General features: G+C 63.0%; 12 protein-coding genes. 4 read left to right on the forward strand and 8 right to left on the reverse strand.

The features are described from left to right. Window positions 1–143: 143 nt before the first annotated feature. The 4 genes from ACVOK8_RS18125 to ACVOK8_RS18140 form a co-directional block, all read right to left on the reverse strand. The gene (locus ACVOK8_RS18125; RefSeq protein WP_481568041.1) at window positions 144–893 is read right to left on the reverse strand and encodes a TerC family protein; all 750 of its coding nucleotides are present in this window, start codon (window positions 891–893) and stop codon (window positions 144–146) included. A gap of 54 nt (window positions 894–947) precedes the next feature. Beyond that, complete coding sequence (locus ACVOK8_RS18130; RefSeq protein WP_481568042.1) at window positions 948–1,328, reverse strand: diacylglycerol kinase; 381 nt, start codon at window positions 1,326–1,328, stop codon at window positions 948–950. Between the two features lie 148 nt (window positions 1,329–1,476). Next, window positions 1,477–2,739 carry a sensor histidine kinase gene (locus tag ACVOK8_RS18135; protein ID WP_481568043.1) on the reverse strand — a complete coding sequence of 421 codons (1,263 nt, stop codon included), beginning with the start codon at window positions 2,737–2,739 and terminating at the stop codon, window positions 1,477–1,479. A 138-nt stretch (window positions 2,740–2,877) separates the two neighbouring features. Then, on the reverse strand, window positions 2,878–3,591 hold the full coding sequence (locus ACVOK8_RS18140; protein WP_057630720.1) for a response regulator transcription factor: 714 nt from the start codon (window positions 3,589–3,591) through the stop codon (window positions 2,878–2,880). Between the two features lie 164 nt (window positions 3,592–3,755). Between ACVOK8_RS18140 and ACVOK8_RS18145 the strand changes: the two genes are divergently transcribed. Beyond that, complete coding sequence (locus tag ACVOK8_RS18145) at window positions 3,756–4,109, forward strand: DMT family protein (protein ID WP_282273039.1); 354 nt, start codon at window positions 3,756–3,758, stop codon at window positions 4,107–4,109. Between the two features lie 295 nt (window positions 4,110–4,404). Here ACVOK8_RS18145 and ACVOK8_RS18150 read toward each other — a convergent pair whose 3' ends face one another. The 4 genes from ACVOK8_RS18150 to ACVOK8_RS18165 all read right to left on the reverse strand — a co-directional run bounded on the left by ACVOK8_RS18150 (window position 4,405) and on the right by ACVOK8_RS18165 (window position 9,350). Then, window positions 4,405–5,331, reverse strand: coding sequence for a DUF6607 family protein (locus ACVOK8_RS18150; protein ID WP_481568044.1), 927 nt, complete (start codon window positions 5,329–5,331; stop codon window positions 4,405–4,407). A 90-nt stretch (window positions 5,332–5,421) separates the two neighbouring features. Further along, complete coding sequence (locus ACVOK8_RS18155) at window positions 5,422–7,626, reverse strand: TonB-dependent hemoglobin/transferrin/lactoferrin family receptor (protein WP_481568045.1); 2,205 nt, start codon at window positions 7,624–7,626, stop codon at window positions 5,422–5,424. Window positions 7,627–7,776: 150 nt separating this feature from the next. Then, window positions 7,777–7,971: a hemin uptake protein HemP gene (gene hemP / locus ACVOK8_RS18160; RefSeq protein ID WP_282273037.1), complete on the reverse strand. Its 195-nt coding sequence runs from the start codon at window positions 7,969–7,971 to the stop codon at window positions 7,777–7,779. Between the two features lie 407 nt (window positions 7,972–8,378). Further along, a complete protein-coding gene (locus ACVOK8_RS18165; RefSeq protein ID WP_481568046.1) occupies window positions 8,379–9,350 on the reverse strand; it encodes a potassium channel beta subunit family protein in 972 nt (323 codons plus the stop codon). A gap of 203 nt (window positions 9,351–9,553) precedes the next feature. On the opposite strand from ACVOK8_RS18165, the gene ACVOK8_RS18170 reads away from it, so the two are divergent. The 3 genes from ACVOK8_RS18170 to dusB all read left to right on the forward strand — a co-directional run bounded on the left by ACVOK8_RS18170 (window position 9,554) and on the right by dusB (window position 13,167). Beyond that, complete coding sequence (locus ACVOK8_RS18170; RefSeq protein WP_481568047.1) at window positions 9,554–10,852, forward strand: NupC/NupG family nucleoside CNT transporter; 1,299 nt, start codon at window positions 9,554–9,556, stop codon at window positions 10,850–10,852. 101 nt (window positions 10,853–10,953) lie between these two features. Further along, window positions 10,954–11,904, forward strand: coding sequence for a ribokinase (locus tag ACVOK8_RS18175; protein WP_481568048.1), 951 nt, complete (start codon window positions 10,954–10,956; stop codon window positions 11,902–11,904). A gap of 282 nt (window positions 11,905–12,186) precedes the next feature. Further along, the gene (gene dusB, locus ACVOK8_RS18180) at window positions 12,187–13,167 is read left to right on the forward strand and encodes a tRNA dihydrouridine synthase DusB (protein ID WP_481568049.1); all 981 of its coding nucleotides are present in this window, start codon (window positions 12,187–12,189) and stop codon (window positions 13,165–13,167) included. Window positions 13,168–13,345 lie beyond the last annotated feature (178 nt).

Consider the following 13,345-nt stretch of genomic DNA (forward strand, 5'->3'; position numbering starts at 1 on the left):
ATCCTTGGGGGTGGCCCCCCCCCCCCAACAACGGGGGCCCCGCGGGGGGGGGCCCCCGCCGCTCCTACAAAAAAGACAAAGGGCCGGCAATGCCGGCCCTTTCAGGTCAGGTTCTCGGCCGGGGATGCCGGCCGATCTAACGCTTACCAGTTGTCCGAACCCGGCACGTGGTGGGCCTTGGCGTTGCGGCGCATCAGCAGATTCAGCCACTCCACCAGGATCGAGAAACCCATCGCCGCATAGATGTAGGGCTTGGGCACGTGCACGTCCAGACCATCCAGCACCAGTACCGCACCCACCATCAGGATGAAGGCCAGCGCCAGCAGCTTCACGGTCGGATTGGCATCGATGAAACGGCCCAGCGGGTTGGCCGCCAGCAGCATCACAGCTACCGACAACAGCACCGCACAGACCATCACCGGGACGTGCGAGGCGATGCCGACGGCGGTGATCACCGAGTCCAGTGAGAACACGATGTCGATCACCGCGATCTGTGCGATCACCATGCCGAACGACGAGGCCACCTTGGTCGTGGTCGGGTCTTCGTCTTCGCCACCGGTAACCAGCTCACGGATTTCCTTGCCGCCCTTGTAGAGCAGGAACAGGCCACCCACGATCAGTACGAGGTCGCGGATGGAGATACCCATGCCGGCCACGTTGAACAGGTTCTGCTCCATGTGTGCCAGGTAAGCCAGCGAGATCAGCAGCAGGATGCGGGTGATGCAGGCCACCGCGATACCGACGCGACGTGCCAGCGGGCGCTTCTCTTCGGGCAGGCGCCCGACCGCGATGGAGATGAATACCAGGTTGTCGATGCCGAGCACGATTTCCAGTGCGCTGAGCATGAACAGGGTGACCCATACGTTCGGATCGGCTAGAAACTCAAGAGACATGCGAACAATCCTTCAATAAAACCAATGCGTCAGCGCCACCCGGCGGCTGACTTGTCAAAAAATGCGCGGCAGCAGAATCAGGCCCCAGCACAGCAGCACGTTCATCATCAGCACGAAGACCGCCGCCGAGCCCATGTCCTTGGCGCGGCCAGCCAGCACGTGGTACTCCGGGCCGTAGCGCTCGATCACCGCCTCGATGGCCGAGTTGGCCAACTCCATGGCGATCACCAGCAACATCGAGCCGATCATCAAGACCTGCTCCACCGGGCTCTGGCCCAACCAGAACGCCAGCGGTGCCAGCACCACGAACAGACAGACTTCCAACCGGAACGAGGACTCATGCATCCAAGCGGCGCAAAGCCCCTGCCAGGACCACTTGGCGGCCTTGAGGATGCGCCCCGGGCCACGCGGCATATGCCCGATCTGGTCAGCCATGCGACACCTTGCCAGCTGCCGCAGCGCGGCCGACCAACACCTTGCAGGCTGAACAACTGCTCATGGGAATGACACCGGTAGCGTGAGAATAGCCGCCAATTTTGCCACATCTGGCCATTGCTTACCGGCGGCGACGCAGAACCCCACCTCAGCGATACAGCAGGGTCGCAGTGGTGCCCTGCCCTTCACGACTGTCCAGCTCGATACGCCAGCCGCAGCGCTCACACAGGCGGCGCACGATCGGCAGGCCCAGGCCGACGCCCAGCTGACGACCGCCGTCGGCGCGGTAGAAGGGCTCGAAGATCCGCGCCAGCGCCTCACTGCTCATCCCGATACCGGTATCGCGAACGACCACCTGGCCCGGCATCACCCGCACCTCGACCTCGCCAACGTCGGTGTACAGGCAGGCATTGCGGAGCAGATTGGCCACTACCACGTGCATCACCCGCGGCGGTGCCATCAGCATCTGGCTGCCTTCCACCAGCACCCGCAGCTGCACCGGCTTGCCCTGCAACAGCTCTTCAACGTTGGCGGCCTCGTAGCGCACCACTTCACCGACATCGAACAGCTCCGACTGCGGCTCCACATCCACCTCGCGGGCCAGCAGCAGGAAGGCATCGATCACCGCCTCCATGTCGCGGCCGGCACGCTGGATGCGCTGCAGGCTACGCTGCAGGCGCGGGGTCAGCCCGGAATCGGCCAAGGCCATGTCGCTGGCCATGCGGATGACGGTCAGCGGCGTACGCAGCTCATGGCTGGCATCACGGGTGAAGTTGCGCTCACGTGCCACGTGATCGGCAACCTTGCCCGCCATGTCATGCAGGGCCAGCGCCAATTGCCTGGTCTCGCCTTGCACCTCAGGCGGCAAGCGCTCCGGCGCCAGCTCATTGGCATCGGGGTGGCGCGGATCCCACAGCGATACCCTTCGAGCCAGCCAGCTCACCGGCGCCACCAGCTGCGATGAGGCCCGATAGGTCAGCCACGACGCCGCGTGGATGGCCAGCAGGATCAACAACACCCCCGCCCATACGGCCGCGCGGTACGCGGGCGAACGCTGGAACACCAGATACAGCCGCCCCTCCGGGTGCTGGTCCACCAGCACCAGCTGATCGGAAGACTCCAGCTCATGGAACCCCGGTGCCAGTGGGCGCAGCTGCCCGGGCACTGCAGCGTCCGGCTGCCCGGCAGGCTGCAGATAGCCACGGATGCGCAGCGTATTGGGCGGGGCCATATCCGGCACCTGCGCGCTCTGCTGCCAGTAGTACTGCGCCTCGCTCTGCAGGACTGCATTGATCAGGCCGTACTTGACCACCAGCGCCATCAGATAGCCACCAAGCAACACTGCCAGGCTTGCCAGCAGCGCCTGCAGGATGAATGCCATTCTGATCTTCCGCGGTAACCCGTACGACATGCGCCCCCCTCGAAGCCGGCGTGATTATAGGGACTGGACTGGCGCCGCCGCAGAATTACCTGACATGAAAAAACCGCCGCGACTCATGTTCTGCGGCGGTTCTTCAAAACACAGGTGCCAGTACACGCCCCCTGCAGATCAGCCCATGGACTGACCGATGTCGGCAATCCGGTAACCCGCACTCTGCACGGTATGCAGCAAGGGACGGTCAAACGGCTTGTCGATGATCTTGCGCAGGTTGTACAGATGGCTGCGCAAAGTATCCGAATCAGGCAGGCCATTGCCCCATATCTCGCGCTCGATCTCCTGGCGGGTCACCACACGCGGTGATTCGCGCATCAGGATGGTGAGCAGGCGCAGGCCGATCGGCGACAGTTGCAGCTCGCTGCCGGCACGGGTAGCACGCATGCTGACCGGGTCCAGCACCAGATCTGCGACCTTCAGCACTTCAGCACCCACCTGGCGGCGCTCGCGGCGAATCAGCGCACGCAGGCGTGCTTCCAGCTCCTGGATCGCGAACGGTTTGGTCAGGTAGTCATCAGCGCCATAACCAAGCCCGGTGAGCTTGTCGTCCAGCGTGTCGCGTGCGGTCAGCATCAGCACCGGCGTGGACTTGCGTGCTTCGTTACGCAGGCGGCGGCACACCTCGATGCCGTCCAAGCGCGGCAGCATCAGATCGAGCACCACTACGTCGTAACTGTTCTCAGCGGCCAACCGGTAGCCGTCCAGGCCATCGGCTGCGTAGTCCACTTCGAAACCCTTGCCTTCCAGATATTCGCCAATCATCTCGGAGATATTGCGGTTGTCTTCGACAACCAATACAAGTCCGGATGATTCCTTGGTCTGTCGCATGGAGCCTCCTTAGTCTTCAGCTTTGTGAAAGATGCCGCACTCCTGGTGGATTTCGCGTGAAGACGCCTTTGCACATCTTTGGTATCACCTGAAACTTATTCAACGCAGACAAGGGTTTGCCCATCCGCGCCCTATGCTATCGACCCACCTTGATGAAACTGGATATGGCCGCCCCGTCCTTTACTGCCTATCTCTACCCGGTACTGTTGCTGGTTGCCAGCAACGTATTCATGACCATCGCATGGTATGGCCATCTGAAGTTCAAGACCGCCCCGTTGATGACGGTGATCCTGGTCAGCTGGGGCATCGCCTTTTTCGAGTACTGCCTGCAGGTGCCGGGCAACCGCATGGGCAGCGCGGTGTATTCGGCGCCGCAGCTCAAGGGCATGCAGGAAGTGATTACCTTGGTGGTGTTCGCGGTGTTTTCCGCCACCTACCTGGGGCAACCACTGAAGTGGAATCATTGGGCTGCGTTCGCCTTGATCCTGCTGGCCGCCCTGCTGATGTTCAAGGAATAAGCCCAGAGCATGTAGGCCTGATGGATGTTGGAGCGGCGTCAGCCGCGAAGCTGGCGTCAATCCAATCGCAGCCATACCTGTGACCTGATGGACCATCAGCTTCGCGGCTGAAGCCGCTCCTACAACCGTACAGCCGCTCTTGCGCCGAAGGCAAGGGAGCGGCCCTGCTCTGCTCCCTCTCCTTGGCGAAGCCAAGGGGAGGGCTGGGGAGAGGTCAGCTTTTGGCCCTTGATGTTGCAGTAGCTTCGCGGCTGATGCCGCTCCCACAAGATCAAAAAAGCCCGGCACGGCCAACTTACTTGGCCGCTTCCACATATTTGGCAAACACCGCATCGATCTTGCCTGTATCCAGCGCCGAGCCACCCTGGATTTCCTCGGCCTGCTGGAACAGCGGCATGATCATCGCCATGCCATCAAGCTTGGTCTTCAGGTGCACGCCCGGTGCCTTGCCGAGGAAGCCATCCCAGCGCTGGCGCACCTGCGCCCAGAACGGTGCAGTGGCAGCCCAGTAATCGCGTGCAGGCTTGAAGTCCACTTCGGTGGTCTTGATGTAGTCGTTGAAACCGAACTCGCGCGCGATCTCTACCTGACTGCCGTCCGCATTGCGCTGCACCTTGGTGTTGAACTGTTCGTGGGTCCAGCCGTTCGGGGTAAGCGTGTGCTGATTCACCACCGCCAGCGCGTTGTAGTCGCTGCGCTTGGTGTATTCGCGACGTGGCAACGGCCGCCAGCTCAGGTCACTGGTCCAGGTCGGCACATTGTTGTTGTAGCTCCAGCGCCCGGTACCGCAGTAGCGCGGTGCGTCGCTGACTTCGTAGACACACTGCGTCCATGCACCTTGATTCTGCGCCGTCGGAATGGCGCGCACCGTCCAGGTCTGGTCGGCGGTGAACTCAAAGCGCTGCGGTGCTTCGTAGACCCAGTCCTGGCGCCAGTGCTTGGTGACGTGGCCGCTCTTGGAGTCCACCAGCAGGTGCTGCAGCACGATACGCTGCGGCGTGTCTTCAACCACGATCACCACTTCGTCACCACCGCTGCGCATCGCCGACGCACGTTCGTAACCGGGCTTGAGCAGCACGGTTTCATCGAAGGCGAAGTCCACCGTGTACTCACCCTGCATCTTCAGGATGCTGTCGTGGTCACGGGCGATATCGGCAGTGGCGGCGCTGGCAGCGGTGCTGACGAAAAACAGCAGCGGCAGGCTGGCGGAAAGCAGTTTCATGGGTTTTCCTTGTGCGAATGGAAGGGATGGCCATCCGTGGCCACGATGCGCTCCTTCGCCGGCTCCTGGAGGAACCGCTAACGTTGTTGCTTACCAGGACACCGAGACGCTGGCCGAAACGGTGCGACCCGGGTTGCTGAAGCGATCGATCACGGTGCTGCTGCCAGCCAGCGTCGAGGTGATGCCGGACCAGTCGATGTAGTTGCGATCGGTCAGGTTGAACACGCCGACGTTGAACTTGGCACCCGGCGCGAACTCCCAGTGCGCCATCAGGTCCATCACCCCATAACCGGCCGGGCGGTACGCCGTGGCTACGGCGACGCGGTCCTTGCGGCGGGCAAAGGTGCCAGCCAGTTCAACGCCCCAATCGTCGCGGTCGTACATCAGGCCGACAGTGCCACGCAGTGGGTCCACCGAGTCCAGCGGCGTATCGGCGGTACGGTTCTGTCCATGCGCCCATGCCACCGCGCTGCGCAGGCCCCAGCCCTTCAGCGCATCACTGACCTGGCCGAAATCGACACCAGCCTTCAGCTCGGCACCATAGATGCGGGCATCAGCGATGTTCTGCGACTGGAACACCATCAGACCCTGTGCATTGACGCCGACATAGCGCTGCGATTCGATGAAGTCGCGGTAGTCGTTCCAGTAGCCGCTGACGCTCATGTAAGCGACCGGGCTGACATAGCGCACACCCAGCTCCACCCCATTGCTGGTTTCCGGCTTCAGGTCCGGATTGGGGATGGCGGTGTAATTAAAGGTCAGATTGGTGAAGCCAAGATTGACATCGTTGTACGGCGGCGAACGGAAGCCATGCGCGTAGCCGGCGAACACCGACCACTGATCATCGAAGCGCCACACCACGCCCAGCTTCGGCGACACGCTGGTCTTGGTCAGCGAGGCCACCGCCATGTTCGGGTTGTCTTCCCTGAAGATCGTGTCCAGTTCGGGCTTGAGCCGGTAATGGTCAACGCGCAGGCCCGGCACCACCGACAGGCGGCCATCGACCAGGCGCATTTCATCCTGCACGTAGAGGCCGAGTTCGGTGGTCTTGCTGATCGGGAAATCACGCACCGGGAAGTTGTCAGGCGAGATGTTGGAGCTGATCGTGCCGTTGGCCAGCACCTGGTAGCCATCACGCTTCTGGCGGATGTCGGTCTGCGCACCATCGAAGCCCCAGGTCAGCGCGTGCTCGACCGAACCGGTCTGCAAGGCCTTGTTGAACTGCAACTGCGCGCCATACACCAGTTGGTCGAAATGGAAGGCGCGATGACGGCGGCTGCCATTGGTACGGCCTTCGTTGGTGACCTGCTTGGTTTCGCTGTTCTGGCGGTAGATCTGCCAGTTCATGCTGTCGGCGAAGGCTGCGTCCAGCGCATCCATTTCATGGGCGAACGACAGCCGCGTGCGGTTCTGGGTGTCGTGCGCGGTCATATCGGTGGTGGTGCGCGATGCGGCTACCGGGTGCTTGTTGTTGACCGCAGAAAACACGTCGGTATCGGTACTGTCCTCGGTGCCTTCAACGGTCAGGCGGAAGCGCTGGCTTTCATCCGGCGCATAGACCAGCTTGGCCAGCACGCTGCGGCCATCGCGTTCCTGCGGATTCGGCGCGGTGCGGGTGTAGTCCATGCTGCGCACATCACCCTTGTTGCCAGTCTCCTGACCCTGGTGATGATTGACGTTGACCATGCCGCTCCAATGTTCACCGCCCCAAGCAGCAGTTGCACCAGCCAGCAGGCCCTTCCACTCACCGTCATAGCCAAACTTCAGGCCGACATGGCTGTCCTTGCCATCCTTCAGGTAGTCCGCCGGGTCCTTGGTGACGAAGGCCACCACGCCACCGAGTGCATCGGAGCCGTACAGCGAGCTGGCCGGGCCGCGCACGATTTCCACGCGCTTGAGCGTTTCCAGATCGGTGAAGTTGCGGTTGCTGTTGGCGAAGCTGCCGATACTGAAGCTCTTCGGCATGGCGATGCCGTCGGTCTGGATCAGCACGCGGTTGGCATCAAGGCCGCGGATGCGGAAGCCACCCAGGCCGAAACGGGTCGCGCTGCGGGTGACCGACACGCCCGGCTCATAGCGCACCAGGTCGGCGATGTCGTTGGCCAACTGCTTGTCCAGCTGCTCGCGGTCGATCACGTCAACCGTGGCAGCGACATCACTGAGTGCACGCTCGGTACGGGTGGCGGTGACCTGGACGCGGTCGAATTCATGGGCGACGGGCAAGGCCACGTTTTCTGCATGCGCGGGCGATAGCACCGCCCACAGGGCAGCAGTCAAGACAGTTGGACGGATCATGGAGGCCTGGAATCGTGGAGTGAACAAAACCCCTGACAGACAGCCCGGTTGCCGGAGCAACCAGACTGCAGTCAAGGGGGGAGAGAGCTGTGCGTTCCTGGAAGCCAAGCGCGCCAACGCTGGCTGTGGCGAACGCGGCCGTGCAGCGACTTATTTGGTGAGGATCAGCTTGTCGTTGCTGGTGTGCCGCAGGCGATAGAACTTATCGCCATGCTGGATCACGATCTCGCGTTGGCCCTTGAGCAGGGCGCCGCTATCGACAACGCCATCGACCGGCAACAACTGGACCGGGCGCTGCGGCAGGTGGAGGGTGCGGGGGCGAAGCATAACGGGCTGGGCCGACATCATCATGATTCCGTGCTGGGGACGGAGTTGATGATAATGATTCTCAATAACGATGCAAGAACTATTTACAACAACTTCGCAATCCGCTGCCAAACCCTGCCGGACAAGGCTATTCGCTCCACCTGTAGTGCCGAGCCATGCTCGGCAGAGGCTCTACCGGCACACCGTCCCGGCTGAAAGGCCGTAGTGCCAGGCCATGTTGGGCAGGGCTCCACCGGGGCACCCCGCTCCGCTTGTGGGAGCGGCGTAAGCCGCGAAGCGTGCAGTGCTGAAACCATCAGCCGGCCTGAAATCTGTTGGCCCCCTGTTTTGGCGGCTTACGCCGCTCCCACAAATCCGACAACCACGGGACTGAAAGCCTGCTGACAAGGCGCTGCCGAGCATGGCTCGGCACTACTTCCGCGCTCTCAGGCGAAGATCGCCTCGATCTGCTGCCAGGCGCCCTCTTCCACCCGCGCCAGCACGTCCAGCGCGCGCAGGTTCTCTTCCAGCTGCGACACCCGGCTCGCACCCAGGATCACGCTGGACACCTGCGGGTTGCGCAGACACCAGGCAATAGCCAGCTGCGCCGGCGATTCGCCCAGCTGCGCTGCCAAGGCAGTGAAACGCCGCACCTTGCCCAGCCGATCATCGCCCGGCTCGCCCAGCACCGATGCCTGCAGCCAGCCCAGCGAGGACTGGCCCAGACGCGAATCATCGGCAATCCCATCGTTGTACTTGCCGGTCAGCAGGCCCGAGGCCAGCGGCGACCAGATCGTGGTGCCCAAACCGGCATCGGCATACAACGGTGCGTATTCCTGCTCCACACGGGCGCGGTGCAGCAGGTTGTACTGCGGCTGCTCCATGCTCGGGGCGTACAGATTGTGAGCGCGGGCGAAGGCCACGGCATCGGCAATCTGCGCGCCAGACCACTCCGAGGTACCCCAGTACAGCACCTTGCCCTGGCGGATCAGGGTGTCCATCGCCAGCACGGTTTCGCTGATCGGCGTCTCCGCATCCGGGCGGTGGCAGTAATACAGGTCCAGATAGTCCACCCGCAGGCGCTTGAGCGCTGCGTGGCAGGCATCGGTGACGTGCTTGCGCGACAGCCCGCGCTGGGTCGGTGCCGGTTCCTCGGCCGAGCCGAAGAACACCTTGGACGACACGCAATAGCCATCGCGCGGCAGCCGCAGGTCGGCGATGACATCGCCCATCACCTCCTCCGCGCGACCCTTGGCATAGCCCTCGGCGTTGTCGAAGAAGTTGACCCCGTTGTCCCAGGCCGCGGCGATCAGGTTGCGCGACTCGTCGCGCCCGATCTGGCTGCCAAAGGTTACCCAGGCACCAAACGACAAGGCGGACAGCTGCAGGCCGGACGACCCGAGACGACGGTATTGCATGGCTGGCTCCAACTTAAGACGGTGCGCAGGATTCGCGCAGACAGGCCGCCAGTGTAACCCTGACTGCGCATCTGGCAGGTCCGCAGACCTTGCCGATACCGGCGCAATCCCAGCAAATGCCTGCTTATGCCGGAGATATTCTTGCCCGGCATCAGCCGCTGCTCTAGGCTTGCGTCTTTTGCGGGCTCGCCCGGGGATTACTCATGTTCGAAGGTTTGGGCAGAATCGGCTTCGGCCTGTTCGGCCTGGCGGTGCTTTTGGGCATCACCTGGCTGTTTTCCAATAACAAGAAAGCCGTTGACTGGAAGCTGGTTGCTACCGGCATCACCCTGCAGATCGCTTTTGCGGCGCTGGTGCTGCTGGTTCCGGGTGGTCGCGACGTGTTCGACTGGCTGGGCAAGGGCTTCGTCAAGATCCTGAGCTTCGTCAATGAAGGTTCCAACTTCATTTTCGGCAGCCTGATGGACATCCCCAAATATGGCTTCATCTTCGCCTTCCAGGTGCTGCCGACCATCATCTTCTTCTCGGCGCTGATGGGCGTGATGTACCACCTGGGCGTGATGCAGGCCATCGTGCGGGTCATGGCTGCGGCCATCACCAAGGTGATGCGCGTGTCCGGCGCGGAAACCACCAGCGTCTGCGCCAGCGTCTTCATCGGCCAGACCGAAGCGCCGCTGACCGTGCGCCCGTATATCTCCAAGATGACCCAGTCCGAGCTGATCACCATGATGATCGGCGGCATGGCGCATATCGCTGGCGGCGTGTTGGCTGCTTACGTCGGCATGCTCGGCGGCGGCGATCCGGCCTCGCAGGCCTTCTACGCCAAGCATCTGCTGGCCGCCTCGATCATGGCCGCGCCGGCCACGCTGGTCGTCGCCAAGCTGCTGGTACCGGAAACCGGTACCCCGCTGACCCGCGGCACGGTCAAGATGGAAGTGGAGAAGACCTCTTCCAACATCATCGACGCCGCCGCTGGCGGTGCCGCTGACGGCCTGCGCCTTGCGCTGAATATCGGCGCGATGCTGCTGGCCTTCATCGCCCTGATCGCCCTGCTCAACGCGCCGCTGACCTGGATCGGTGACATCACCGGCCTGGCCGCCGCCATCGGCAAGCCAACCAATCTGGCTACCATCTTCGGCTACGTGCTGGCTCCGATCGCCTGGGTGATCGGCACGCCGTGGGCTGACGCCACCACTGTCGGTTCGCTGATTGGCCAGAAGGTCGTGATCAACGAATTTGTCGCCTACATGGACCTGTCGCAGATCATCCAAGGCAACGTTCCGGGCACCACCTTGAGTGAAGAAGGCCGCCTGATCGCCACCTACGCCCTGTGCGGTTTCGCCAACTTCAGCTCGATCGCCATCCAGATTGGTGGCATTGGCGGGCTGGCCCCGGACCGTCGCCAGGATCTGGCAAAGTTCGGCCTGCGTGCAGTCCTGGGCGGCACCATTGCCACCTTGATGACCGCCACCATTGCCGGCGTGCTGACCCACTTCAGTTGATTCAATCCAGCTGATCCGGCCCGGCCGCTGCAAAGCGGCCGAGTCAGATGGCCAAGCCATCGCAGCTGCTGTTTCATCGCCACCTTAGAGACAAAGATTCCATGAGTTCTGTAGTCGTTGCCGGTTCCTTCAATGTCGATCACGTCTGGCGCTGCGATACCCTGCCCGCGCCTGGAGCGACCATCGCTGGCCGTTACAGCACAGGTCCCGGCGGCAAGGGCTTCAACCAGGCCGTCGCCGCCCGCCGCGCCGGTGCCGACACCAGCTTTGTCTGCGCACTCGGTGCTGACGCTGGCGGCGACCTCGCCCGCCAGTTGGCCAGTGCCGACGGCATCGCGCTGGTGGCCGAAGCCACCACCGAACCAACCGGTACCGCTGGCATCTACGTCGACGGCCGCGGCCGCAACTCGATCGTGATTGGCGCCGGTGCCAATGCCTCGCTGAGCACCGACTTCGTCGCCGCCAACGCCACCCTGATCGGTAGCGCCAAGGTCCTGCTGGCCCAGCTCGAGTCGCCGGTGGAAACCATCGAAGCGGCGCTGGCGCAGGCCCGCGAGGCCGGCGTACTGACCATGCTCAACGCCGCGCCAGCCAATGCCCCATCCACCATCAGCCTGCTCAAGCTGGCCGACGTGCTGACCCCGAACGAAACCGAGTTTGCCGCCCTGCTCAGCCGCCATGTCGGCGAACGCATCGAGGCCGATGACGTGGCAGCGCTGGACGGCGCCAGCCTGCACGCCCTGTGCCGCAAGCTGTCCGGCAACACTGTGGTGGTGACACTGGGTGCGGTCGGCGTATTTGTCTCGCACGATGAAGACAAGCTGCGCAGTGACAGCCAGCCGTACTACCGCGTGCCGGCCGAGTCGGTACAGGTGGTCGACACCACCGGTGCCGGTGATGCCTTCAACGGCGCGCTCGCCGCCTCGCTGGCAGCAGCACCGGAATCTTCGTTCATCAAGCATGTGCGTTTCGCCAACCAGTACGCCGCCCGTTCCACCGAGAGCGAAGGTGCCGCACTGGCAATGCCGCGGATGACGCCGGCCGACGTCTGATCGGTCTCATGTAGAGCGCAGCCATGCTGCGCCGGGGTTCAACCGGAAACCGATGTGAAGGGATGTGGGAGCGGCGTAAGCCGCGAAGCAGATGATGCCGGTCGGCACTGTGGCTTCGCGACTTACGCCGCTCCCACAACTTATTCGCTCTCCCTTCGCCGCAGGCAAGCTGAGATTTGGAAAGGGTGCTGCTGGTTTTGCCAGCTTCGCGGCTTACGCCGCTCCCACATCCCCATATCTCCACACAGCGCGGGTTGCGACCCGCCGCCTTACAATACCCCCATGCAGATAGGCCCCTACACCATTGCACCCAACGTGGTGCTCGCGCCCATGGCCGGCGTTACCGACAAGCCATTCCGCCAGTTGTGCAAACGGCTGGGTGCGGGTCTGGCTGCCTCGGAAATGACCATCAGCGACCCGCGCTTCTGGACCACCCGCAAGTCCATCCATCGTATGGACCACGCCGGCGAACCGGCACCGATCAGCGTGCAGATCGCCGGCACCGAGCCACAGCAATTGGCCGAGGCGGCGCGCTACAACGTCGACCACGGCGCGCAGATCATCGACATCAACATGGGCTGCCCGGCCAAGAAGGTCTGCAATGCCTGGGCGGGTTCGGCGCTGATGCGCGACGAAGCCTTGGTCGCGCGCATTCTTGAATCAGTAGTCAACGCGGTCGACGTGCCGGTCACGCTGAAGATTCGTACTGGCTGGTGCGCGGAAGTGCGCAACGCCCCGACCATCGCCCGTATCGCCGAAGACAGCGGCATCGCCGCGCTGGCCATCCATGGCCGCACCCGCGATCAGCATTACACCGGCGTGGCCGAGTACGAGACCATCGCCGCAATCAAGGCGATGCTGAAGATCCCAGTGCTGGCCAATGGCGATGTGGATTCACCGCGCAAAGCCGAGCAGGTGCTCAAGCTCACTGGCGCCGATGCGGTGATGGTGGGCCGCGCCGCACAGGGCCGGCCGTGGATCTTCCGCGAGATAGCCCATTACCTGGCTACAGGCGAGGAACTGCCGCCACCCTCGGTGGAAGAAGTACGCGACATTCTGCTCGGCCATTTGACCGACCTGCACGCCTTTTACGGCGAGCCACAGGGTGTGCGCATCGCCCGCAAGCATCTGGGCTGGTATGCGAAGGATCGCCCGGAGAATGCCGCCTTCCGTGCGGTGGTCAACGCTGCGGAGACCGCCGACGCGCAGATCCAGCTGACCCGTGATTATTTTGATGCACTGGTAGCCCGCGAAGCAGCGTAAGTGTAGAGCCGAGCCGTGCTCGGCTGGTGCGTTACAGGCAATCTGCCCGATCATGAATGAGGCCCTTGTAGAGCCGAGATCCTATGTTCGCGGTCAAGCCTGCTGGAAGCAGGCTTGACCTACTCTCAGCATGGTCGGATCGAAATCCCGGCCGCTCTTGAGAACACCCCACGCGATT

The sequence above is a fragment of the Stenotrophomonas sp. STEN083 genome (assembly GCF_056759195.1).

Coding starts and splice junctions, on each gene's coding strand:
- ACVOK8_RS18155 (WP_481568045.1), bottom strand. CDS start 7,626: ATGATCCGTCCAACTGTCTTGACTGCTGCCCTGTGGGCGGTGCTATCG.
- ACVOK8_RS18135 (WP_481568043.1), bottom strand. CDS start 2,739: ATGTCGTACGGGTTACCGCGGAAGATCAGAATGGCATTCATCCTGCAG.
- ACVOK8_RS18150 (WP_481568044.1), bottom strand. CDS start 5,331: ATGAAACTGCTTTCCGCCAGCCTGCCGCTGCTGTTTTTCGTCAGCACC.
- dusB (WP_481568049.1), top strand. CDS start 12,187: ATGCAGATAGGCCCCTACACCATTGCACCCAACGTGGTGCTCGCGCCC.
- ACVOK8_RS18165 (WP_481568046.1), bottom strand. CDS start 9,350: ATGCAATACCGTCGTCTCGGGTCGTCCGGCCTGCAGCTGTCCGCCTTG.
- ACVOK8_RS18175 (WP_481568048.1), top strand. CDS start 10,954: ATGAGTTCTGTAGTCGTTGCCGGTTCCTTCAATGTCGATCACGTCTGG.
- ACVOK8_RS18140 (WP_057630720.1), bottom strand. CDS start 3,591: ATGCGACAGACCAAGGAATCATCCGGACTTGTATTGGTTGTCGAAGAC.
- hemP (WP_282273037.1), bottom strand. CDS start 7,971: ATGTCGGCCCAGCCCGTTATGCTTCGCCCCCGCACCCTCCACCTGCCG.
- ACVOK8_RS18125 (WP_481568041.1), bottom strand. CDS start 893: ATGTCTCTTGAGTTTCTAGCCGATCCGAACGTATGGGTCACCCTGTTC.
- ACVOK8_RS18170 (WP_481568047.1), top strand. CDS start 9,554: ATGTTCGAAGGTTTGGGCAGAATCGGCTTCGGCCTGTTCGGCCTGGCG.
- ACVOK8_RS18145 (WP_282273039.1), top strand. CDS start 3,756: ATGGCCGCCCCGTCCTTTACTGCCTATCTCTACCCGGTACTGTTGCTG.
- ACVOK8_RS18130 (WP_481568042.1), bottom strand. CDS start 1,328: ATGGCTGACCAGATCGGGCATATGCCGCGTGGCCCGGGGCGCATCCTC.